The following is a 22500-nucleotide window of genomic DNA, read 5'->3' as shown; positions in this document are numbered from 1 at the left end:
AATACCAGTCTTTACAAACTCTGCGCGAGCGCTACGAGCGCGCCTACCATCGCCCTTTTCCGCTGCGCTTTGCCAAGTACACCGGGGAAACTTCGGAAAACGAACGAGACCAGCTACGGCGGGATCCACCTCAAATTCTGCTCACCAACTATGTGATGGCAGAACTCCTCCTGGTTCGTCCTGAAGATCAGCGGTTTTTGAATCCCGAGATGGGAGGGCTGCGCTTTCTGGTCTTTGACGAGCTGCACACCTACCGAGGCCGGCAGGGGGCCGATGTGGCGATGCTGGTTCGCCGCCTAAAAGGACGCTGTGGGGCCAAGAACTTGGTGCATATTGGCACCAGCGCCACCATGATCTCCCGACCAGAAGCCGACGCCCAGGAGCGCCGCCAGACTGTAGCCGCCTTTGCCAGCCGTTTTTTCGGCCATTGCTTTGAGCTGGAGGATGTTATTGAAGAAACCCTGGCTCCCTTCAGCGAAGGCGGCCCCCCCACCCCAGCAGAGCTAAAGAACGCCCTCGATCCGCCCTGGCCAACAGACCTGGCCACCCTGCGCCGCCACCCCCTGATGCGCTGGCTAGAGTATGAGCCGGGCCTGGAGCAAAGTCCCGATGGCAGCTTCAGGCGCCGCGTGCCCAGGGAGCTTTCCAAGGTAGCCGCCCAACTGGCAGAGCTGACCAGCACTACCCCTGAGAGCTGCACCGAGTCCCTACGCCAGTTTCTGGCCCACGCCAGCAGCCTGCGGGAGGGCTCTAGCCGCGGCCCGGCCTTGAAGTTGCACCAGTTTATCTCCCAGGGCCGCACCCTCTATGCCACCCTGGAAAGTCGGGACAAGCGGCAGTTTTCCCTGGAAGGACAAGTGCAAGCAGGGGAGGGCAAGCTCTTTTTCCCCGTCAAGTTCTGCCGCCACTGTGGCCAGGACTACTACCACGTCCTCAGGTCCAAGGATCAGTTTCTCCCCTATCCCGTGGGAGAAGAGGTGGAGCAGGACGAAGACCAGCAAGCCGGTTACCTGAGCTTGGATCCTCTTGACAACGAGTGGTCGCTGGAGCAGATCCCCGAAGACTGGTACACCCCTGAAAACCGGCTCAAACCCGACTGGAAAAAGCGCGTCCCCCAAGCAGTTTGGGTGCGCCCGGATGGCTCCTTTTCCGAGTACCCCCAGGCGGAGGCGCAGAAGATGTGGTGGCAGCCCCAGCCCTTTTCTCTTTGCCTAGCTTGCGGCGAGTACTACCGTGGCCGGGAGCGGGAGTTCGCCAAGCTGGCTTCCCTCTCCAGCGAAGGCCGCTCCAGCGCCACCACCATCCTTGCCACCTCCCTGCTGCGCCATGCCGAGCAAACCCAGGCCGCTTGCAGCAAGCTGCTGACTTTTACCGACAACCGCCAGGACGCCTCCCTGCAGGCCGGCCACTTCAACGATTTTGTGCATGTGGCCCTTCTGCGGGCCTCGCTCTATGCTGCCCTCCTCAAGAAAAAAGAGCTGGGCTTTGACGAGGTGGCCCAGGAAGTGGTGCGGGCTTCTGGCCTGGAGCTTGCTGACATCGCCCAAAACCCGGCTTTGGACCCTGCCTCGCCCAGTGCCGAGGAAGTGTGGCAGACCTTTAGCGAGCTAACCGAATACCGGCTCTATGAAGATCTGCGGCGCGGCTGGCGGGTTACCCACCCCAACTTGGAACAGGTGGGCCTGCTGAAAATCGAGTACCGCGGCCTCGGGGAGCTCTGCCAAAATTCAGCCCTGGCTTCCCTTCACCCCTGGTTTGCCCAAGCCAGCCCTGAGGAGCAAGAGCAACTGCTGCGGGCTTTGTTGGATCGGTTTCGGCGCCAATTGGCCATCGATGTGCCCGTGCTCAAGGCAGAGCCCCAGAGAAGGCTGCGCCGGCGCGCCCAGCAATATCTCAATGAGTTTTGGGGCCTGGAAGAGCATGAGGAGTTGCGGACGGCTCGCTGCTTTGGCCAGAACCCTTCCCGGGAAAACGGGCAAATGCTTAGCCTGGGCCGCCGCAGCACCATTGGTCGCTTCCTCTGCAGGCGCCTTGATCTAACCCAGGAAGCCTACGACAGGTTCTTGGAGTCCCTGCTGTCTCTCCTGGTCAGCCAGGGCCTGCTGCGGTGCCACGTGGAAAATGACCAGGTAGCCTACCAGCTAGACGCCGGCTGTCTGCGTTGGTGTCTGGGGGATGGCTTGCCGCCGCCGCCGGATCCTCTGTATTCCCGCAGCGCCCAGCAGGAGGGCTACACCTCTGTCCGCCGTCCCATCAACCCCTTCTTTCAGGAGCTCTACCGAGCCGGGGCAGCAGGGCTAGGATCCCTGGAGGCCAGAGAGCACACGGCTCAGGTGGTTCGCCTAGGGGAGCGGGAGCGGCGAGAAAAGCGCTTTCGCGGCGAGGAGAGGGATCGCCGCCTTCCCTACCTAATCTGCTCGCCCACCCTGGAGCTGGGGGTCGATATTGCCGATTTGGATCTGGTGCATCTGCGCAACGTGCCCCCCACACCCGCCAACTACGCCCAGCGCAGCGGTCGGGCAGGCCGCCAGGGGCAGCCGGGACTCATCCTCAGCTACTGCGGCGCCTTCAACAGCCACGACCAGTACTACTTTCGCCGCCGGGCCGAAATGGTGGCTGGACGAGTGCGACCTCCCCGCCTGGACCTGGCCAATGAGTCGCTGCTGCGGGCCCACATCCACGCCGTCTGGCTGGCCCAGGTGCGCCTGCCCTTGGGCAACTCCATCGAAACGGTCATCAACTTGGATCGGCCAGAGTTGCCCCTGCGGGAAGAGGTGGTTGCCTCCATCCAGCTAGGGGAGGCAGCCCGCCAAGAGGTGGCAGAGCGGGTGGAAGCGCTCTTGGCTGCTGACCGGGAAGTGCTAGAGCGCAGCGGCTGGTTTAGCCGGCGCTGGATCCAGCAGGTTATTGAAGAAGCCCCCCGCGCCTTTGACCGCGCTTTTGACCGCTGGCGGGAGCTCTATCGGGCCGCCACGCAACAGTTGGAAGCCGCTAACCAGCAACTGCAGACGGCTCGCCGTCGGGAAGACCAGCAGGAAGCCAGGCGCCGCCAGCAGGAGGCTCTGCGCCAGCGGAACCTACTGTTGCAAATCGATACCCAGCGGGAGGAAAGCGACTTCTACCCCTACCGCTACCTAGCCAGCGAAGGGTTCCTGCCCGGCTACAACTTCCCCGCCTTGCCCGTGCGGGCCTGGGTGCCCCGCGGCAGCGAGGGCGAGTTCATCGCCCGGCCTCGCTTTTTGGCTATCCGCGAGTTTGCTCCCCACAACTTCCTCTACCATGAGGGCTGCCAGTGGGAAGCAGTGGCGTTTCAGGCTCCGCCCGGCGGCCTGGAGGAGCGCAAAAGTAGCCACAAGCTCTGTTTTAGCTGTGGGGCCTTTGCCGATCCCCACCTGGATTGCTGCCCCGTCTGCGGCACCCAGTTCGATGGGCAAAACAGCCTCTTTACCCAGCTTCTGGAAATGCCCAATGTGCGCATGCGGCGGCGGGATCGCATCACAGCTGACGAAGAGGAGCGGCGGCGGCAAGGCTACGAGCTGCAGACCTTCTTCCAGTTTGCTCCCGAAAGCTCTGGCTACCGCGTCCAAGAAGCTGATGTGCTGAGCGGACAAACTCCCCTGCTGCAGTTGCGCTATGCCCCGGCGGCCACCCTGCTACGCATCAACCACGGCTGGCGGGGAAGTGGAGGGCGCGGCTTTTTGGTCAACTTTGAAAATGGGGAAGTTCCCTCGCGAGATCAGCTTGAGCGGAACAGGGCAGGCTCGTCCAACCCAGTCCCCCTGCAGTCCATTCGCCTGGCGGTGCGCAGTACCCAAAACCTGTTGCTGGTGCGCCTGGTTCAGCCAGGGGTGGAGAATCCGCAGGCCCTGGAGACCACCCTGCGCTATGCCCTCAAGCGAGGGATCGAAGAGACCTTTGAGCTAGAAGAGACAGAGCTGGCCGCCGAGTGCATCGGCCAGGGATCCCATCAGGCCATGCTCTTCTACGAAACAGCAGAAGGGGGCGCTGGCGTCCTGCGGCGCCTGGTGGAAGAGCCCCAGGCTCTAGCGGAAGTGGCCCAAGTGGCGCTGGAGATCTGTCACTTCCAGCTTTCAGAGGCCGGGATCCAAGACCTGCGGCCCGAATGCCGAGCAGCCTGCTACGAATGCCTGCTCAGCTATGCCAACCAACGGGAAGCGCTGCAGCTTGACCGCTATCAGATCCGGGATCTTTTGGGCCTGCTGGCCAACAGCCGCACCGAGCTGCGCTCCCTGGGTCGCTCCCGCCAAGAGCACCTGGAGTGGCTGCGCCAGCTCCTGGACCCTCGCTCTGAACTGGAGCGCCGCTTTCTCGAAACGCTGGCAGCAGGAGGGTATCGGCTGCCTGAGGATGCCCAGAAAGCCATTGCCGATCCCGACTGCGTCGTTGACTTCTTCTACAGCCCCAACATCTGCATCTTCTGCGATGGCCCAGTCCACGACCAGCCTGCCCAAGCGGAACGGGATCGCCAACTGCGCTCGCAGCTGCAGGGACGGGGCTACCGCGTGCTTGTTCTGCGCTACAACCAAGATTTGCAAGAGCAGCTGGCTCGCTACCCAGAAGTATTTGGCAAGGGCAGCTAGTCCTGCTGGTGGGAAAACAGATAAGCTCCCACAAAAGCCAGGATTACCGCCAAGCCGCCCAAAACTCCCACCGTGTACCAGGGAAACTCCGCAAGCGGCTGGTAGGCGGCTGCCCGCATGCCAATGCTGGCGTAGGAAAGGGGCAGGCAATAGACCAGCACCTGCAGGTAGGTCGGCAACTGGGCGGGATCGAAAAAGGTGGCCCCTAGGAAAGACATGGGCGTAATCAAAAAGTTGGTGAGCACGCCCACACTCTCCAGGCTGGGCACCTTCAAGCCAGCAATTACCCCAATGCCGGCAAAGACGGCGCAATCCAAAAGTAGAACCAACAGCGACAAGGGGTGAAGCAGGCCCCAGGCCCCCGTACCCAGCACCCCCACCGCCAACACCCCCAAGGCCGTCAGCAGGCCGCGGGCAATGCCCGCCAGCACCTTGCCCAGATGCAAAGACAAGGGGTGCACCGGCAACAGCAGCAGCTCTTCAAAGCTCTTGGTAAATAGCCGCGATCCACAAATGGAGAAGGTGGTGCCGGCAAAGCTGATGGTCATGGCTGAAAGAGCCACCATCCCCGGCAAGATAAAGCGCAAATAAGAACCTGCCGCCGTGGATCCGGCCACCTCGGCCAAAGCTTCGGCCCGCAGGGATCCCCCCAAGCCCACCCCAAAGGCAACAATGTAGATGAGGGGAGCCACCAGCCCCGAGGCCACCACCTGCCAAACTCGCCCCCGCAGATCCAGCCAGTCGCGCCAGAAGATGGTTAAACTGTCTTCCCAGATTCGCTGATAGGGTAGGGTCAGGGCACGGCTTACCATAGGTTTTCTTCGCTGTATAAGAGGTCTTCTTGTTTTCTGCTGCCGCGGCCGTGGGGAACTGCTTGCTGCTCCCTACTAGTAACCGTAGTAGTTGGAGCGCCGCGACCGCCACCAGGCCACCGGCAGCGCCAATGCCTTGCTGAGAGTGGACACGTAAGCGCGGGTGCGAAAAACCTGGTAGTGGTTGCGCTCGATGGCGTTGAGAATCTGCCGGTAGAGCATCAAGGAAGCGGCTACCGGCCAGCGGGAGTCCGGCTGCAGGGTAGGGATCCCCCGTTCCGCTTGGGCATAGAGCTCTCTAGCCCGCCGGATCTCATAGTCCATCAAAGCCATCCAGCGCTCGTCAATAACATAGTTAAACAGGTCCCGCTCGGAGTAGTTGAAGCGGCGCAGATCTTCCAGGGGGATGTAGATCCGCCCGCGGCGGGCGTCCTCTCCCACATCCCGCAAGATGTTGGTTAGTTGCATGGCGATCCCCAGCGCCACCGCCTCCTCGCGGCCATCCCGGCCCGGCACAAACCCCATGATCTCCGAGCACATCAGCCCCACCACCCCAGCCACGCGGTAGCAGTAGACCCGCAGATCCTCCCAGGTGGCGTAGCGCCGCGTATCCAAGTCCATGCTCTGCCCCCGCAGCATCTCGCGAAACGGCTCGATGGAAAGGCGGTAGGTGCGGATGGTGTGGATCAAAGCGAGGTCCGTGGGGACTTGCGGCTCGCCTCCCTGGAAGAGCGACTCCAGATGGGATCCCCACTGCTCCAGCTTGCTGCGGGTGACCTCCACCTCTGCCTGGCTGGCTTCCAGTCCATCCAGCAACTCATCGGTTTGCCGCAGCCAAGCGTAGATGGCCCAGATGGCCCGCCGTTTGGACTGGGGCAAGAGCAGGGATCCCAAGTAAAATGTCTTGGCGTGCTTGGCCGTGATCTGGCGACAGAGGGCAAAAGATTGCTCAAGCGGACTCATCTGGCTGATCTCCAGGGGCGCAGGGCCAGGATAGAGAAGGAAGGGAAACGGCGAGGGCACATATCAACACTACGGGAAAGCGGACGCCGCGGATAGCCTAGAAGAGGTTGTGGGGAAAAGAAAGATTCGAAAGGCATAGGAGGCGGACGGCGGAGAGCTAGACCCCCGCAGCTGCCAGAGTTGAGGCCGAGACAGAAGCGCGTTGAAATGGGATCCCCTTGTTGATGGCCTCCGCCGCCCACTTGCCGGAGAGGATGGCCCCCTCCATGCTGCCCAGGAAGGGCTGTAGGGTGTAGCTGCCCGCCAAGAAGAAGTTGGGAATAGGGGTAACTTGAGTGGGGCGATACTGCTGTCTGCCAGGGGTAGCCTTGTAGACCGAGCGCGGCGTTTTCACCACCACCCACTTGCGCACGCGGGCGGGGTTGGGGCCGGTAAGGTGCTGGGGAAAGAGTTTTTTCAGTTCCTCCAGCGTGGCGGCAAAGATCTCCTCATCGCCGCGATCAATCCACTCGGCAGCCGGAGCCAGCACCAGCTCCAACATGGACCGCTCCGGATCGGCATAGGCCCGGCAGGTGTTGCTCATGTCGGCATACACGCTCAATAGCGGCGAGCGGGAAAACAAGGAGTGATCGATGTGAGTAATCTTGCGGTCAAACCAGATCTGCAGGCTAATTACTGGCACCCCCTCCAGTTCACGCAGCTTTTGGAAAAAGGGGATCCCCCACCACTGCGCCGGCAGCAGCTCCTTGAGCGCGTCCACCGAAAGGGCCGAGACATAGGCATCGGCAGTCACCTCCACCGGCCCAGAGGGGGTGGCTAAGCAAAACCCGGCCACGCTGTTATCGAGGTTGAGACGAATGTCCTGCAACGCCGCCTTCAAATGCACTTCCCCCCCACGGGCGACAATGTAGTCCACCATCGGCTGGCAGAGCCGCTCTGGGGGAGCGCCGTCTAGGTAGGCAATCCTAGAGCCATCTTTTTGCTGCAAAAAGCGGTTCAAGGCCGTCAGGGGCACCATGGCCGAGATCTCCTCCGGGTTGATGAAGGCCAGGGCCTTGGAGACGGCAATGAAAATATCGGTGTTGACCCGCTCGTCAATACCCTGCCGCCGCAGCCATTCCAAGAGGCTATAGCGATCCATCTGCTCCACATAGCGCTGGCCGCGAATCATGGCCGGCACCAGCCCCAGGGCAAACTTCACCTTTTCCCCCCAGGTGAGCATGTCGTTGTTGCGCAAGATGCCGACAATGGCGTTGAAAGGAGCGGGAATATCCGGCAGGTCAAAGCGGGAATAGGTGCCCGGCTTGTCCGGCTGGTTGAAAATCAAGCTGTGTTCCTTCCACTGCAGGCGATCGGAGATGCCCAGCTCCCGGAACAGCTGCAACGTGTTGGGGTAGGCGCCAAAAAAGTTGTGCAGCCCCGTCTCGATCCAGTCGCCGTCGGCATCTTTCCAGGCAGCCACCAGGCCACCCAAAACATCCCGCCGCTCAAAGAGGAGCGGTTGATGCCCGGCATCGCAGAGATACTTGGCACAGGCCAGCCCGGCCAGCCCGCCTCCGGCAATGGCAACACGCATGAGGGTAACGACAAAGCAACATTTTTATTCTATTTGCAAACCGTTACAATTGCCGGGGCCAAGGGGCAGACGGAAGGCCGACCCAGCAAAAGCAGCGGAACAAGGGGATCCCTGAGCCCATCGGTCTCGCTGCCGGGATCCCAATCGCTGGTAGGATACATACGGAAGAAAAAATAAAGATTTTCTGCAGTCCGGGGGAAAACAACGATGGCCAAACAAACACTGGGATCCCTGCTGTCATCTGGCTTTGATTTAAACGGCAAGCGCGTGCTGGTGCGCGCCGACTTCAACGTCCCGTTGGATCCCCAGGGCAACATCACCGACGACACCCGCATTCGCGCCTCCCTGCCCACCATCCAGGCCCTCACCCAGGCAGGCGCCAAAGTGATCCTCACCAGCCACCTGGGCCGCCCCGTCAAGAAGGACAAAGAGACAGGCGCGGTTAAGGTCGCCCGCGAGGGCAATAGCCTGGCCCCCGTAGCCACCCGTCTTTCTCAATTGCTGGGCCAGCCGGTTGCCTTTGCCCCCGACTGCATCGGCCCTGAGGCCGAGGCGGTAGTGAACCGCCTGGAAAACGGCCAGGTGGCCCTGCTGGAAAACGTCCGCTTCTACCCAGAAGAGGAGGACAACGACCCGGAATTTGCCCGCAAGCTGGCCTCACTGGCCGACCTGTTTGTCAACGACGCCTTTGGCAGCGCCCACCGCGCCCACGCCTCCACTGCCGGCGTCACCGCCTACCTCCAGCCTGCTGTGGCCGGCTACCTGGTGGAAAAGGAGCTGCAGTTTCTTTCGGGCGCCATCGAGAATCCGCGGCGCCCCTTGGCGGCCATCATCGGCGGCTCCAAAGTCTCCACTAAGATCGGCGTCATTGAGCGGCTCCTGGAAAAAGTGGACAAGCTCCTGCTGGGCGGCGGCATGATCTTTACCTTTTACCAAGCCCAAGGGATCCAAACCGGCAAGTCTTTGGTGGAAACCGACAAGCTGGATCTGGCCCGCTCCCTGATGGAAAAAGCCAAAGAGCGGGGGGTGGAGCTGCTGCTGCCGGTGGATGTGGTGGTAGCCGATAGGTTTGACAAAGATGCCCAGGCCCAGACCGTTTCCATCCACGCCATCCCCGAGGATTGGATGGGCTTGGACATCGGCCCGGAATCGATCAAAGCCTTCCAGGCTGCCCTGCAGGGGTGCCAAACCGTGGTCTGGAACGGGCCGATGGGCGTCTTTGAGTTTGACCGCTTTGCCCTGGGCACAGAGGCCATTGCCCGCACCCTGGCCGATCTCACTCAAGCGGGAGCCACCACCATCATCGGCGGGGGAGACTCGGTGGCTGCCGTGGAAAAAGTGGGCCTGGCCGACAAAATGACCCATATCTCCACCGGTGGCGGAGCCAGCCTAGAGCTATTGGAAGGGAAGGTGCTGCCCGGCATTGCCGCTCTCACAGAAGCGTAGGTTCCTCCTTCGGGTCGCAGCCCCTCCAATCCAAAAACCAAGCCAAAAAGTAGGGGCTGGATTCAGCCCCTCCTAACTTTAGTCGGTGTAGATCGCTGCAGCGATGGCGAGACAGGATCCGGCTTAGTGCACCACCACTTTAACGTTGGCGTTGTTCAGGCCAGGACGCTTCACCTCGGCCAAGGTCTTGTTGACGGCGTACTTTTGGTTGATGGAGTTGATCAACTCGGTTTGGTTGTGCTTCTTGGCCACGCCCCACAGATCGGCGATCAGGTCGTAGGAACCGTCGGGATTCTTCGACCAGCCCAGGTCGTAGTCGCCTTCCAACTGAGCCACGATGTCAGCGCGAACACGCTGGCCGTTGTAGCCACGCACGTCGGCGTTCAGCTTAACGGTGTAGCCGAGATCGCGCAGAGAGTTGATCAGGACTTGACCGTCAGTGATTTTGGTACGCAGGGTGCTAAAATGAGACATGGTGTTTCTCTCCTTTGTATAGGGGTTGGAACATCGACACAAACAATGGGCACTGTTCTTTGGGGAAGGTTTGGGCCCTGCCGTCCCTGCTTTGTCAAGGTAGCTTTGGATCCTCACCTCCTCCTAGAACTCCAGCCGCTGGTACTCGGCTACAGAGGCCGCTGCAGGCCGAGCCCGCTGCTGGGCCCATTCCCTCAACGCTACCACTTGCTCCGTCATGGTGCGAGATAGCGGTTGAGTTGCTTTCGTTGCTGCCAAAATGTCCAGTTGGGTAAATTCGCGGTTCTGGGCAAACGCTTCGTACATGGCAGCAATCAAAACTTGTTCGATCTCTGCGCCGGAGAAGCCTTCACAGGCGGCAGCTAGCTGGCGCAGGTCAAAGCGGCTGATATCGCGCCGCCGCTTCTGCAGGTGGATCCGAAAGATCTCGATGCGCTCGTTGATGTTGGGCAAGTCCACGAAGAAGATTTCGTCAAAACGGCCCTTGCGCAAGAATTCGCCCGGCAGACGGTCCACACGGTTGGCGGTGGCCATGACAAAGACCGGCGAGCGTTTCTCCTGCATCCAGGTCAGGAAGGAGCCAAAGATGCGGCTAGAGGTGCCCCCGTCGGAATCGCTGGAGCCTGCTGACCCGGCAAAGGCTTTGTCCAGCTCGTCGATGAAAAGGATGGCAGGGGCGAGAGATTCAGCAGTCCGCAGGGCACTACGCAGATTTGCTTCCGATTTGCCCACCATGGAGCCATCATAAACGCGGCCCATGTCCAGACGCAGCAGAGGCAAGCCCCAGAGACGAGCCGTGGTTTTGGCGATCAGCGACTTACCGCAGCCAGGCACGCCCAGGATCAGCATACCCTTGGGTTGGGGCAGTCCATAGGCGCGGGCCCGCTCAGTGAAGGCCTCAGAACGTTGCAGCAGCCAGCGCTTCAGTTCTTCCAGACCGCCCACGGCGTCGATGGTCTCATCCTCTTCGATAAACTCGAGAATGCCGTTGCGCCGGATCAGTTGCTTCTTCTCAGAGAGGATGATGTCTACTTCTGCCTCGGTGAGGCGACCATGCATCACCACAGCCTTGCGGTAGACTTTTTCTGCCTCGTCCTGCGTTAGGCCCAGGGCCGCCTTGAGCAACTTTTCGCGGGTATCAGGAGCCAAAGGCAGGGAGCGCGGGATCTGCTCCAGCTGGCGGTTGAGGGCGCGCTCCAATGTGGCCATGTCCGGCAGGGGGAAGTCCACTACGCAAATGTCTTTCTCCAGCTCGACCGGGATCACCTGCACCGGCGACATGAGCAGGATGGTTTTGTGGGATCCCTTCAGGCTGGCAATAGCATCCCGCAGCCAGCGCTTCACCTCGGTGTTGTCCAAGAAGTCATGTAGGTCTTTGAAGACGCAGATGGCGGGATCCTTTTGCTCCATTACCCACTGGATGGCGGGCTGGGGGGATTGGGTGTTGTGCTGGGTGAGGCTGCGGGGGTTGCCGTATTCGACGATGCCGTGGGTAACTGTCCAAATGAATAGGCGACGCTGAGGCTTAAGGGTGCGGGCAATTGCTGCCAGAGCCGCTTCTGCCCGTTCCTCCTCTGGAGTCAGCAGGTACAGCAGTGGGTATTGAGCTTGAATGAGGATGCTTAGCTCTTGCATGGGAAACACCAACTGCAGAGGGGAAATTTCAGGAGCCGCCAGAACGGTTGAAAAATGGGGTTCGAGTTGCCTAGGTATTGGATTGCACTTGGGAGTACGCCCTTGTTGGATGGATTTTGAGAGGATTTTAGAAGCCTTCTGTGTTGCTGTCTGCTCCTATCAGCTCAAGTTCCTGAAGGGGGCCCGCTTGGGAGCGTTCTAGCAGGGTACCAGAGCATCCTGCCGTTGCTCTTCCGAGCCAGCAGCCGATCCCCAGTATTCTGGCTCCACCTCTTCAAGGATGGCTTCGGCAGCCGATGTCTGGTGCAGGGAAACCACCTCTCCATCGCGGATAACAAATGGGTGACTACACTTGGGACATTGATGGACACGATAGGCGCTACCTTGTACCCCTTCAATGACCTCTGGGTGAAGCAGATAGAAGGTAATGGCCTTCTCTGCCACTGCCGACATCGGCTCCCGCTCCACGGCAGCCCGAATCTTCAGATTCCGGTGCAGCTCAGGTGAGAGATACAGGGTCACCTTCTGCTTGGACTCTGTGCCTTCCACTACCTCTGGCCGATGATTCATGGCTAACCGCTTTCTTTGAATTGCTTGCCAAACTTGGGGCCTATCATAGCCAGTCTGCCGGCTTGACGGCAAGTTTTTAACAATCTGTAACAAACAATTTTCTTGATGGCCCTCTGTGGATACCTGCGGCTGGGGGAGTAGGCTAGGTGGAAGACAAGGAGCGGAATGTCCAATCCCTATGGAACGCTTGATCAACACCCTCAGCAAAAATTTCTCTAGCTGGGGCCGCCGTGCCCTGGTGCAGGCCAGCGATGGTTTGGCCAGCTTGAGAGACACTGCCGTGGATAACGGCAATCTGTTACTCTGCAAGGCTCGCATCGCGTTCGCGGATGCCAGCTTCACCACCCTAAAGGCAATTCGGTCTCGCTTTGGCGCCAGTCGCTGACGGTTGGGCAGAAGCACCCTGCTAGCCGCCCAGATCTTGCAGCCGATAGAGGCTGGCATAGAGCCCGCTGAGGGCCATGAGCTCGGCATGGGATCCCTGCTCTTTGAGTTCCCCCCGCTGCAGAACCAAGATGCGATCCACATCGCGGATGGTGGAAAGGCGGTGGGCGATGATCAGGGCGGTGCGATCCCGCAGCAGGGTGTCTAGAGCGGATTGCAGGAGGGCTTCGGTGCCCACATCCAGGCTGGCGGTGGCTTCGTCCAAAACCAAGATTTTGGGATCCCGCCACATGGCCCGCACAAAGCTGATAAGCTGTTTCTGGCCGCTGGAGAGGTTGCTGCCCCGCTCTCGCACAGGGGTGGCGTAGCCTTGGGGCAAATTGCGGAGGAAGTCATGCAGGTTGAGTTGGCGGGCGACCTGCTCCACTGCCGCTAGATCTGCCTTCTCTCCTAGGGTGATGTTTTGCTGGATATCCCCGGAAAACAAAAATCCATCCTGCAGGATTACCCCTAGGTGGCGGTGCAGCTCAGCCTGGGGGAGATCCCGAATATCAACGCCGTCAATGCGAATAGATCCCTGGGTTACGTCGTAGAGACGGCAGAGCAAGCGAATGATGGAGCTTTTCCCGGCTCCCGTGGGCCCCACCAGGGCCACTTTTTCTCCGGGGCGGATGGTGAAGGTGAGGTCTTTGAGCACCCACTCCCCGGGGTTGTAGGCAAACCAGACGTGCTCGAACTGCACCTCTCCTCTGGCATTGGGGGGCAAGTGGCGGGGCTGAGCGGGATCCCGGATGGCGACCGGCAGGCTGAGGATGGCATCGATGCGCTCGACGGCGGTGAACCCCGCCTGCAGGGCGGTGAACTTTTCCGCCAACTGCCGCAGCGGGTTGAAAAACCGTTGCGAAAAGAGAATAAAGGCGTAGAGGCTACCGAAGGTGAGGGGTTCCCCGGGCAGGGGCAGGGATCCCGTCCATCCCCCTCCAAGTGAGCCCCTACCGGCTGACATCACCTGCTGCCCGCCCACCCAGAGCAAAGCCGCCACGGCCAGCCAAGACACCCACTCCAAAACGGCAGAAAGGGCAGAATCATAAAGGATGGTTTGATCCACTTCCCGGATGTAGCGGCGGTTCATGGTTTGAAAAATCTCGCTATTGAGCCGCTCCCGCCGAAACAGTTGCACAACGACAATGCCCAAGATGTTCTCCTGGATCCAGGAGTTCAGTTTGGAGAGTTCTTCGCGCACGCGAAAGTTGGCATCGCGAAAGCGGCGCTGCAACTCGAGGACAACGGCGCTGATGGGCAGGACGATCAAGATCAGCAGCAAGCCCAGATCCCAGCGTTGGCTGAGCATGACCACCGCGATCACCCCCAGGGTAAACAGGTCGCTGACGATGCCGACGGCACCGGTGGAAAAGACATCTCCCAGGGCTTCCACGTCGCTGGTGATGCGGGTGATCAACTTGCCCACCGGGGTGCGGTCGAAAAACTGAGCCGGCAAGGCCAGAATGTGGGCGAAGAGATCGTCGCGGATGTCGCGAGTCATCAATTGCCCCAGCTTTTGGCTGACATACCCTTCCAGGGCTTGGAAGAGCCAGCGAACCAGTACCGTTAGGATCAACAGCCCCACATAGGGCCAAAGGTCGGAGAGGATCCCGGCCTCACCCTGTTCCAGAGCCTGGGCAATGGGGCCATCCAGAGCCCGCTGCAGAATCAAGGGCTGCACCGCATCCGCCAGCGCCAAGGGAGGCAGAAAGGCCAAGGCGGCCAACAGTAGCTTCAGGTGCCGACGGGCGTAGGGCCAGAGGAGCTGCAGCAGCCGCCAATCGCTTTCTCGCCGAGGGCGGGGATCCCTACTTAAATCGGTATCGGGGGGAGAGGCGGCAAGGCTCACAGGCTTACACCCGAGAACAACAAAGACAACTCATAGAGAGCACTGATCTACTCTAAGCGCTCTCCCTGAGGGAGAGGGAGTTTGGGATCCGCAAGGGTTTCCTCGCCATTGGGAATGGCTATAGCTGCACCCCTAATGGCTCTGGGACGGACGGAAAACTGGCCGCTTCAGGAGCTTCTGGCCGCTCGGTTCGGGCAGGCTGTAGGCAGCTTGATGAGGAGAAACCGGCAATGTCTTACTCAACCTCTTACTCCGTGTCTTACTCGAAAATCTTTTTCCCAGTTTGGGTGGCGGGGCTGCTGTTGTTGATCGGCGGCGGGATCCTGTTTGGCCTGTTGCGGGCTTTTGGGCTACCTATTGGGGAGCTGGCCGACTGGGCCATTGGGATCGCCAGCTTTTGGTGGCTGGTGGTGATCGTCACCCTTCCCTGGAACCTCTACTTTCAGGCCAAGGCCGTTCAGCAGGAGGCGGTCGTGTCTCAGGAACGAGGGATCCCGGTGGAAGATTCGACGTTTGCCTTCCTGCAAAAGCTCAGCCGCTGGTCGTTGCGCATAGCCATTGCCCTGCATGGGCTGTCGGCTCTGGCTTTCTATGGCTTGGCCGCTGGGCAAGTCACCCCCATTGGCTACCCCAGCGCCGTGGCTGCGGTGTTGTTAACGGCTCTGCGCCCGGCCATCCGGGGCTACGAGTATTTGGCCGACCGCTTGGCCCAGTTGCAAGGGCAAATCCAGATCCCTCGCGAAGATGCCATCGAGTTGGCCGAGCGGATAAAGCAGTTGACACGCCAAGTCGAGCAGTTGCAGGAGCAATGGGATCCCAGCAAGCCCGGTTCTTGGGCCCAACAGGAGGAAGAAACCCGGCGCTACCTGCGGCAGGAGCTGGCCGCGCTCAAAGCCCAACTGGAACAGTTCCGGGCCAGCAACGAGCTGGAGCACAGGCAATTGCGCCAGGAGACCCACCAAGCTGTGGCTCAGCTCAGTGTGGATAGCCAGTTTCTCGGCCATGTGCGGGAGATTCTTCGCTTTATCAAGGAAGCTTAGCGGGATCCGTTGTTCAGTCCTTCCAACTGAGCGGAAAACTGAGAAGGAACAAGCTTGGTGCCCACCCCGGCATCGGTCAAAATCTCCAGCAGCAGAGAGTGAGGGGATCCCCCATCCAGAATGTGGGCTGCCCGTACCCCTTGTGCCAAGGCGCGAATGCAACACTGCACCTTCGGGATCATGCCGCCCTTGACGACACCGGCTTGGATCAACTGGCGAGCCGTCTCGATATCCAGCAACGTAATCAGAGAGCTGCGATCCTGAGGATCTTTGAGAATGCCAGGGGTGTCGGTGAGCAAAATCAGCTTTTCTGCCCCCAGAGCAGCCGCCAGTTCTCCCGCCACCGTATCGGCGTTGATGTTGTAGGCTTGGCCCGTCTCATCGGCAGCCACACTGGAGATCACCGGAATCTGTCCACCTTCCAATAGGGTTTGCAGCAACTGGGGGTTGATGCTGCTCACTTCCCCAACAAAGCCGATCTCTGCCCGGCCCTGGGATCGCGCTTTGATCAAGTTGCCATCCCGCCCGCACAGCCCCACCGCCGATCCGCCGGCCAAGCTGATGAGCTGGACGATCTGCTTATTAACCTTGCCCACCAACACCATCTCCACTACTTCCATGGTGGCGGCATCGGTAACCCGCAAGCCATCCACAAACTTGAAGGGAATGTCCAGTTTTTGTAGCCAACTGTTGATCTCCGGCCCCCCCCCATGCACCAACACCGGGCGGATCCCCACACAGGCCAGAAAGACGATGTCTCGGAGCACCTCGGCCCGTCGCTCTTGGTGCACCATGGCTGCGCCGCCGTATTTGATGACAATAACGCGGCCCTGGTACTGCTGAATGTAGGGTAAAGCCTCGATGAGGATCTGCGCCCGCGTAAGGGGATCACACGCCGACCCGGTCGCCTCAGAAAGGGAAGAGTTGGTTTGCACTGCTGTAAGTCCCTAGAAGTCCAGAAAACCTGACCTAGAGTATCCCATTCTGCTTGCAAAGCAGATCTCAGGCTTTGGGCGTCAACTGGTGGTTTTTTTTCAAGCTCGCTTCCCCAACCCAAGGACAATTTGGTTGAGGAATCGCCGTCAATCTTCAGGTATGGAACGGGATCGCCAGCAAAGGCAATAGGGACAACCCCAACCAGGCCCAACCCCGAATGGAAGAAGAATGGGGTAGGGGATCGACGGGCCCTGACTCTGCCTGCTGCAGCAGGGCATCGATACGCTCCTGCAGCCGTTGCCCTGAGTCTGAACTCACGGCCATTGCAAAGCCAACCCAGGCCGCCGCCGGTTGCTCCACCACGCCATAGCCCACCACCTGCAGCAGGGCCTCTCCCAACAGCAAGGGATCCACCCGTTGGGCCGCCCAGCGATCCGCCCGCAGCTCCCGTAGGGTGAGCAATTCCTGCCAGAGGGCCTCGGTGTTGGGCAGCCAGCCGGTGAGGCGTCGCAGCCAGCCCACCCCAAACATCCACAGGGTGTCGCGGTAGTGGCGATGGGCTTCTTCGTGGGCGATTACAGCCCGCAAGTGCTCATCATCCAACTGCTCCAGCAGGCCGCGGCTGACCACCAACTGGGCATTCCACACCCCCACTTGGGCAGCAAAAGGAATCTCCAAATCCAGCACGTAGGCCGGAGAGCCATGCAAATCCACCTGGGCCAGAGCTTGCAGATGGGCACGTCGATAGGAGCGCCAGTATTCCCAAATCCAGTGCAAGGCCACGCCGCCGGCCACGGCCAGCAACAGCAGGGCACAGCCGTAGCAGAACCAGCCCCCCGCTCCGGCCATTTGTCCCCACGGCCCCATCCAGGCCAAGGCCAAAGCAGTGGTCAGCAACAGCAGCGGGGGCAGCAAGAAGTGGATCCAAGCCCGCTGCCAACGTCGGCCCCATCCCCCACTCCTGTCCAGGCGCACCTGGGCTCGCCACAGGCAACTGAGGCCCAAGCCCAGCAGTAACATGCCCAAGTGGCTCATCGCGGATCCCTCCTGGCTTGACGGGCTGCCCGCAGCCGTTCGGCAATCGCCTGCAACTGGGACACGCTGGCCTGATCCAGGCTATCGGCAAAGGCTGCCACCGTATCGGGATCCCCTACAGCCAAAAACTGCTGCAGGTGGGTGAAGGCCCTGAGGCTGGCCGCTTCCTGACGCGAAAGACGAGGCCGCCACAGCATGGGCAGATTCCGCCCTTGGGGATCGGTGCGGCGCTCACAGCTCACCCAGCCCTTCTGGCTTAAGCGCTGCAAAACTGTAGTCACAGAGGCATAGGCCAGCTCCCGATCCGGATCGGCCAAGATGCGCTCGTGGATTTGACGGGTGCTGGCACTGCCCAGATCCCAGAGGATGTCCAAGATTTCCGACTCCAGAGGGCCCAGCGACAGTTGCTTGGGACGATGCTTGGGCAACATGAGCCTTTGCCGGTGTAGGAATTTCTATCTAGCTAGATTAACTGTTGGAGTCTCAAGCCCCTCAGCCATTTTTAAGGATCCGCTAAGCTCGAAGATGGTGGTTCTTTGTGCTGTTACTTCCCATGGCTGCTCCCACCTACCACACCATCACCTTCGGCTGCCAAATGAACCGCGCCGATACCGAGCGCATGGCCGGGATCCTGGAGTCCCTGGGGTATGTGGCCACCGAAGATGAGTTGCAGGCGGACTTAGTTCTCTACAACACCTGCACCATCCGCGACAATGCTGAGCAGAAGGTCTATTCCTACCTGGGCATCCAGGCACAGCGCAAGCGCAAGAACCCGGCCATCAAGCTGATCGTGGCCGGCTGTGTGGCCCAGCAAGAGGGGGAGAAATTGTTGCGCCGCGTCCCTGAGCTGGATCTGGTCATGGGCCCCCAGTACGTGAACCGCCTTGGGGATTTGCTGGCGCAGGTGGAAGCCGGAAACCAGGTGGTGGCCACCGATCCGGTTGAGATCCCAGAAGACATCACCAAGCCCCGCCGCGACAGCCAGGTCACTGCTTGGATCAATGTCATCTACGGTTGCAACGAGCGTTGTACCTACTGCATCGTGCCGCGGGTGCGAGGGCAAGAGCAGTCCCGCCAGCCCCAGGCCATTCGCGCCGAAATCGAAGACGTGGCCAGAGCGGGCTACCGCGAGGTGACGTTGCTGGGGCAGAACATCGATGCCTACGGACGGGATCTGGATCCGAAAACCAACCTGGCCAGCTTGTTGCGCTTCGTCCATTCGGTGGAAGGTATTGAACGGATTCGCTTTGCCACCAGCCACCCGCGCTACTTTACCGAGGAGCTGATCGCCACCTGCGCCGAGCTGCCCAAAGTCTGCGAGCACTTCCACATCCCCTTCCAGGCGGGCAGCAACGAAGTGCTCAAGCGGATGCGGCGCGGCTACACCCACGAGCGCTATCGCCAGATCATCCAGCTCATCCGCCAATACATGCCCGAAGCCGCCATCAGCGCCGATGCCATTGTCGGCTTCCCGGGAGAGACCGAAGCTCAGTTCCAAGAAACCCTGCAACTGGTGCAGGATATCGGCTTTGACCAAGTGAACACTGCTGCCTACTCCCCCCGTCCCGGCACCCCTGCCGCCGAGTGGCCCGACCAGGTGCCTGAAGAGGAAAAAAGCGACCGCCTGCAACGGCTGAACCGACTGGTGGCCGAGGTGGCTGCCGCTCGCAGCGCCCGACTCTTAGGCCAGGTGCAAGAGGTGCTGGTGGAAGGCCCCAACCCGAAAAACCCCCGCCAGGCAATGGGGCGTACCCGCGGCAATCGCTTGGTGTTCTTTGAAGGGAATCCAGAGCAACTGCAGGGATCCCTGGTGCCGGTGCGCATTACCGCCACGCGAGCTTTTTCGCTGACCGGAGAGGCAGTTACCGTCCGCGCGAGCGGGCCATAGGATGAAGGCTCTCACAAACACAACTTTCCCCAGTTCCCTCTTGTCCGATTGCGCCGGCGGAGCGCCTCTCCAGGGAGCTGTTTCGCTGAGAAAAACCATGCCCTCCTGGGTGAACAGCTTTAAGGCAACCGCCAGGCAGTCACTGCCCTTTCCGCCACGCCGACCAGGGCACAACCACCGCCCTAGCTAGCTTTCTTCCGCGCAGCAGTAGAACGGAGCTTCATACACAACGTTTTGGCAACAGCAACAGGCCGGCGCTGGAACAGGCCCCGAATACCTGCCCTGCCTAGCGCAAGATTTCAAAATCCAAAACGGGCTCTGTCTGGGTCACGCGGTAGTACCCGGCCTGGGTACGAACCGAAGCCTGATAGGGGCTGGGCAAATCTAGCGAGCGCAGGGGTGGGATGTTGGTGCGTTGGTTCAGCAGCGTGGTGAAGAAGGCGGTGGTCTGCCGGGCCTGGGAGCGCACCACCTCCTCAGGGAAAATGACCGGATCCACATTCCTGCCTGTATCCAACAGGATCCTGTCTAGGGCATCTCCCACCGGATAGGAAGGATAGGCAATTTGGGCCAAGGCGGATCCAATCGGGATCCCGGCGGACAGACAACCCAGAAGAATGGCCAAAGTCAGACGCATGTGCTGGGATTCCTCCTGCGCTACAGCTTTTCCTCAACACCGGAAAAAAGCGGGGTTTGAACGTTGCTCATTGACTTGGATCCCCATGAAGCCTACCTTTTGACCGGCAGCTAAGGCGGATTCTACTCGAAATGCCTCGATTGGCAACCGCCTGCAACCCAATGGAGGGCCAACATGACAAAGGATCTCGCCGCCGACTAGGATCGGGATACTCTGCTTGGGATCCTTAGACCTGTGAGTGTTTGTGTTCGCATTGCCCCCAGTCCAACCGGAAATCTGCACATCGGCACCGCCCGGACGGCAGTGTTCAACTGGCTGTATGCCCGTCGCCACGGTGGCCGGTTCATTTTGCGCATTGAGGACACCGACCGCGACCGCTCTTTGCCCCGCTACACCCGCAACATTTTGGCGGGCCTGGCCTGGTTGGGCCTAGACTGGGACGAAGGGCCGGTCTACCAGTCCAAGCGCATCGAGCGCTACCAAGCAGTGGTGCAGCAGCTTCTAGATCAAGGGCTGGCCTACCGCTGCTACGTCAGCGAGGCAGAGCTGGAGGAGATGCGCGCTGCCCAGAAGGCTGCCGGCAAAGCCCCCCGCTACGACAACCGCCACCGCTTTCTCACCGAAGCCCAGCGACGGGCCTACGAAGCCGAGGGGCGGCAGCCAGTGATCCGCTTCAAAATCGAGGAGCCCCTAGAGGTGTCTTGGGTGGATCTCATCCGCGGCCCCATTACCTGGAACACCCAGGATTTGGGAGGAGACATGGTCATTGCCCGAGCGGATGGCTACCCTCTCTACAACTTGGCGGTGGTGGTGGATGACATCGACATGGGCATCACCCATGTGATTCGCGGCGAAGATCACATCGGCAATACCCCCAAGCAGATTTTGCTCTACCGTGCTCTTGGCCACGAACCTCCCCAGTTTGCCCATTCTCCGCTAATCCTGAACCCGGAGGGGAAAAAGCTCTCCAAACGGGATGGGGCAACTTCGGTAGCAGAGTTCCAGCAACTGGGCTTTTTGCCGGAAGCTCTCAAGAACTATTTGGCTTTGCTCAGTTGGTCGCCCCCGGATGGGGAAGAGCTTTTCTCTTTGGAAAAGGCGGCTGCGCTGTTCGACTTTGACCGGGTTAACCGTGCGGCTGCCCGCTTTGACTGGGACAAGCTCAACTGGATCAACAGCCAGTACATCAAGCGGCTTTCTCCGCCAGAACTGGTAGAACGGCTCACCCCCTTTTGGCAGGCGGCAGGGTTTGACCTTTCCGAGGTGCCGGATCCCACCTGGTTAGAAGATGTGGCCCGCCTGATTGCCGATGGCATCGACCGCCTGGCAGAAGCTCCTCCGCTCAGCCGCTTTTTGTTTCAGGAGCCCCTCAGCTACACGTTGCCAGCTCTGGAACAGTTGCGCCTGCCTGGGGTGGCAGAGGCTATGGCTGCTATGGCTGCCACGCTGGCTGCTGCCGAGCTGCCCCAGGTTTCGGCGGACAGCTTAAAACCGCTGGTGGATCAGGTGGCCAAGGGCCAGAACATGAAAAAGGGCCTGCTGATGAAGAGTTTGCGGGCCGCCCTGACAGGGGATCTGCAGGGGCCGGATTTGCTGGAATCTTTTGCCCTTCTCCAGCGGCGGGGCTGGGCTTTGGGGCGGTTAGAGGCTGTGCAGAAGTTGGTTCCTTGTTGATGGAAGCCCATCTCTTGCTGTCATGCCTTCGGTTGCCTCTGTTGAAAGTGCTCCGCACCGCTGCCGCGATGGGATCCCATGCTGTCACGCCAGCTACAGGCTGCAAACCAAATTGTCCAAGAACTGGTGCTGCTCTCTTCTCAGTTATCTTCCCCATCCTCTTCGGACTCTGTAGAGATGGGGGAGCTGGAGCAGTGTGTGCTCAAGCTGGCCCAGACCTTGGTACAGCAGATGGTAAATCGCCTGGGCGCGGCCTCAGCTCGCCTTTGGATTTTCGACCCGCAGGAAGGATGTTTTCAGTCGGTGGCCCATGCCGGCCTGCTCAGCCCTGCTCACGACCAAATTCAGCGGATCTATCCTGACGACAGCCCTTTGGGACGGGTGGCCCAGGAGGGGCTGCCGCTTTTGAGCAACAATCCCGCCCAAGAAGCCTGGATGCCCGCCCCGGAGTGGGTGAAGGCCAATGGCTTGCGAGGCTTTGTTGCCTACCCGATTAACCGGGGGGAGGAGCGGCTGGGGGCTTTGGCTCTGCTGAGCCGGACACCTCTGGAAGCCAGCTTTCTGATTGTCAAACACGCGGGGGCACGGCGCATCGATCTCATCATTCAGCCCAAGGTTCAACAGGACGCCGGTTCCTCTATCAACCCTCAGGCTCCCTACACCCACTTGGAGGTAAACTACCCGACTCCGACCGCTAAAGCGGTACGGAGTGGGCTTTCAGTAGCCCTGAGCCTGCTCTGCTCTACCAGAGAACAAAACAGGCCCGAACCTCTAGGCTGGTTTACGACAGCCCCCAAAAGCGCAATCACATTCGCACCATTCAAATCCGCATCTCCTTCCCATCCACAGTGCCCACACTTGAACGACTTGCCACTGCGGTAGGACTTGCCCTGCTCAGGGTGGATGTGTAAGCACCGGTGACAGGTCTGCGACGTGTA

The 22500-nt window shown here is 60.3% G+C and carries 18 protein-coding genes and 1 pseudogene (1 of these 19 only partly in view); 7 read left to right on the top strand and 12 right to left on the bottom strand.

What is annotated here, in order from left to right:
- On the top strand, positions 1-4601 hold the 3' portion of the coding sequence (locus tag NW834_RS02175) for a DEAD/DEAH box helicase (protein ID WP_414418520.1). The gene continues 457 nt to the left of window position 1, outside the view; 4601 of the gene's 5058 nt are visible here — the last part of the coding sequence; its start codon lies off the left edge, out of view; the stop codon is at positions 4599-4601.
- Here the strand turns inward: NW834_RS02175 and NW834_RS02170 are convergent.
- The 3 genes from NW834_RS02170 to pds all read right to left on the bottom strand — a co-directional run bounded on the left by NW834_RS02170 (position 4598) and on the right by pds (position 7952).
- Positions 4598-5413: an ABC transporter permease gene (locus NW834_RS02170; RefSeq protein ID WP_414342371.1), complete on the bottom strand. Its 816-nt coding sequence runs from the start codon at positions 5411-5413 to the stop codon at positions 4598-4600. The genes NW834_RS02175 and NW834_RS02170 overlap by 4 nt on opposite strands.
- A 75-nt stretch (positions 5414-5488) precedes the next feature.
- Positions 5489-6376: a phytoene synthase gene (locus NW834_RS02165; RefSeq protein WP_414388869.1), complete on the bottom strand. Its 888-nt coding sequence runs from the start codon at positions 6374-6376 to the stop codon at positions 5489-5491.
- Positions 6377-6533: 157 nt separating this feature from the next.
- Entirely contained in the window at positions 6534-7952 is a 1419-nt protein-coding gene (gene pds, locus NW834_RS02160; protein WP_011433297.1) for a 15-cis-phytoene desaturase, read from the bottom strand.
- Positions 7953-8159: 207 nt separating this feature from the next.
- On the opposite strand from pds, the gene NW834_RS02155 reads away from it, so the two are divergent.
- Positions 8160-9398, top strand: coding sequence for a phosphoglycerate kinase (locus NW834_RS02155; RefSeq protein WP_414350812.1), 1239 nt, complete (start codon positions 8160-8162; stop codon positions 9396-9398).
- A 123-nt stretch (positions 9399-9521) separates the two neighbouring features.
- Here NW834_RS02155 and NW834_RS02150 read toward each other — a convergent pair whose 3' ends face one another.
- The 3 genes from NW834_RS02150 to NW834_RS02140 all read right to left on the bottom strand — a co-directional run bounded on the left by NW834_RS02150 (position 9522) and on the right by NW834_RS02140 (position 12077).
- Positions 9522-9872 (bottom strand): DUF1257 domain-containing protein, encoded by a 351-nt coding sequence (locus NW834_RS02150; protein WP_011433295.1) that lies wholly within the window; start codon positions 9870-9872, stop codon positions 9522-9524.
- Positions 9873-9995: 123 nt separating this feature from the next.
- On the bottom strand, positions 9996-11507 hold the full coding sequence (locus tag NW834_RS02145; protein ID WP_414350810.1) for an AAA family ATPase: 1512 nt from the start codon (positions 11505-11507) through the stop codon (positions 9996-9998).
- A 198-nt stretch (positions 11508-11705) separates the two neighbouring features.
- Positions 11706-12077: a hypothetical protein gene (locus NW834_RS02140; protein ID WP_041436554.1), complete on the bottom strand. Its 372-nt coding sequence runs from the start codon at positions 12075-12077 to the stop codon at positions 11706-11708.
- Positions 12078-12255: 178 nt separating this feature from the next.
- Between NW834_RS02140 and NW834_RS02135 the strand changes: the two genes are divergently transcribed.
- Positions 12256-12462: a hypothetical protein gene (locus NW834_RS02135; protein WP_041436551.1), complete on the top strand. Its 207-nt coding sequence runs from the start codon at positions 12256-12258 to the stop codon at positions 12460-12462.
- 21 nt (positions 12463-12483) lie between these two features.
- Here the strand turns inward: NW834_RS02135 and NW834_RS02130 are convergent, their stop codons facing one another.
- Positions 12484-14352 (bottom strand): ABC transporter ATP-binding protein, encoded by a 1869-nt coding sequence (locus tag NW834_RS02130; protein WP_414418521.1) that lies wholly within the window; start codon positions 14350-14352, stop codon positions 12484-12486.
- A gap of 230 nt (positions 14353-14582) precedes the next feature.
- On the opposite strand from NW834_RS02130, the gene NW834_RS02125 reads away from it, so the two are divergent.
- The gene (locus tag NW834_RS02125) at positions 14583-15392 is read left to right on the top strand and encodes a hypothetical protein (RefSeq protein WP_414418522.1); all 810 of its coding nucleotides are present in this window, start codon (positions 14583-14585) and stop codon (positions 15390-15392) included.
- Here the strand turns inward: NW834_RS02125 and argB are convergent.
- The 3 genes from argB to NW834_RS02110 form a co-directional block, all read right to left on the bottom strand.
- Positions 15389-16327 (bottom strand): acetylglutamate kinase, encoded by a 939-nt coding sequence (gene argB / locus NW834_RS02120; protein ID WP_414373667.1) that lies wholly within the window; start codon positions 16325-16327, stop codon positions 15389-15391. The two genes, NW834_RS02125 and argB, sit on opposite strands and share 4 nt — an antisense overlap.
- A gap of 154 nt (positions 16328-16481) precedes the next feature.
- Positions 16482-17363 carry a M56 family metallopeptidase gene (locus tag NW834_RS02115; protein WP_414418523.1) on the bottom strand — a complete coding sequence of 294 codons (882 nt, stop codon included), beginning with the start codon at positions 17361-17363 and terminating at the stop codon, positions 16482-16484.
- Positions 17360-17794 carry a BlaI/MecI/CopY family transcriptional regulator gene (locus NW834_RS02110; protein ID WP_011433287.1) on the bottom strand — a complete coding sequence of 145 codons (435 nt, stop codon included), beginning with the start codon at positions 17792-17794 and terminating at the stop codon, positions 17360-17362. Before NW834_RS02110 ends, NW834_RS02115 begins: the two co-directional genes overlap by 4 nt.
- A gap of 122 nt (positions 17795-17916) precedes the next feature.
- On the opposite strand from NW834_RS02110, the gene miaB reads away from it, so the two are divergent.
- Positions 17917-19251 carry a tRNA (N6-isopentenyl adenosine(37)-C2)-methylthiotransferase MiaB gene (miaB, locus tag NW834_RS02105; RefSeq protein ID WP_414418524.1) on the top strand — a complete coding sequence of 445 codons (1335 nt, stop codon included), beginning with the start codon at positions 17917-17919 and terminating at the stop codon, positions 19249-19251.
- Positions 19252-19537: 286 nt separating this feature from the next.
- On the opposite strand, the gene NW834_RS02100 is transcribed toward miaB, so the two are convergent.
- Positions 19538-19888, bottom strand: a complete 351-nt coding sequence (locus NW834_RS02100; RefSeq protein WP_011433285.1) for a hypothetical protein — start codon at positions 19886-19888, stop codon at positions 19538-19540.
- A gap of 234 nt (positions 19889-20122) precedes the next feature.
- Between NW834_RS02100 and gltX the strand changes: the two genes are divergently transcribed.
- Both gltX and NW834_RS02090 read left to right on the top strand, forming a co-directional pair.
- Positions 20123-21562 carry a glutamate--tRNA ligase gene (gltX, locus tag NW834_RS02095; RefSeq protein ID WP_414418525.1) on the top strand — a complete coding sequence of 480 codons (1440 nt, stop codon included), beginning with the start codon at positions 20123-20125 and terminating at the stop codon, positions 21560-21562.
- A 78-nt stretch (positions 21563-21640) separates the two neighbouring features.
- Positions 21641-22096, top strand: a pseudogene (locus NW834_RS02090) (GAF domain-containing protein); the annotation flags it as partial.
- 143 nt (positions 22097-22239) lie between these two features.
- Here NW834_RS02090 and NW834_RS02085 read toward each other — a convergent pair.
- The coding region (locus tag NW834_RS02085; RefSeq protein ID WP_414426204.1) for a zinc ribbon domain-containing protein at positions 22240-22500 on the bottom strand (261 nt) is incomplete at its 5' end.

It is taken from the genome of Synechococcus sp. R60.1 (assembly GCF_047461835.1).
Lineage (GTDB): Bacteria > Cyanobacteriota > Cyanobacteriia > Thermostichales > Thermostichaceae > Thermostichus.
The sequence above is the reverse complement of the archived record's forward strand: the minus strand, read 5'-3'. Positions and strand labels throughout refer to the sequence as shown.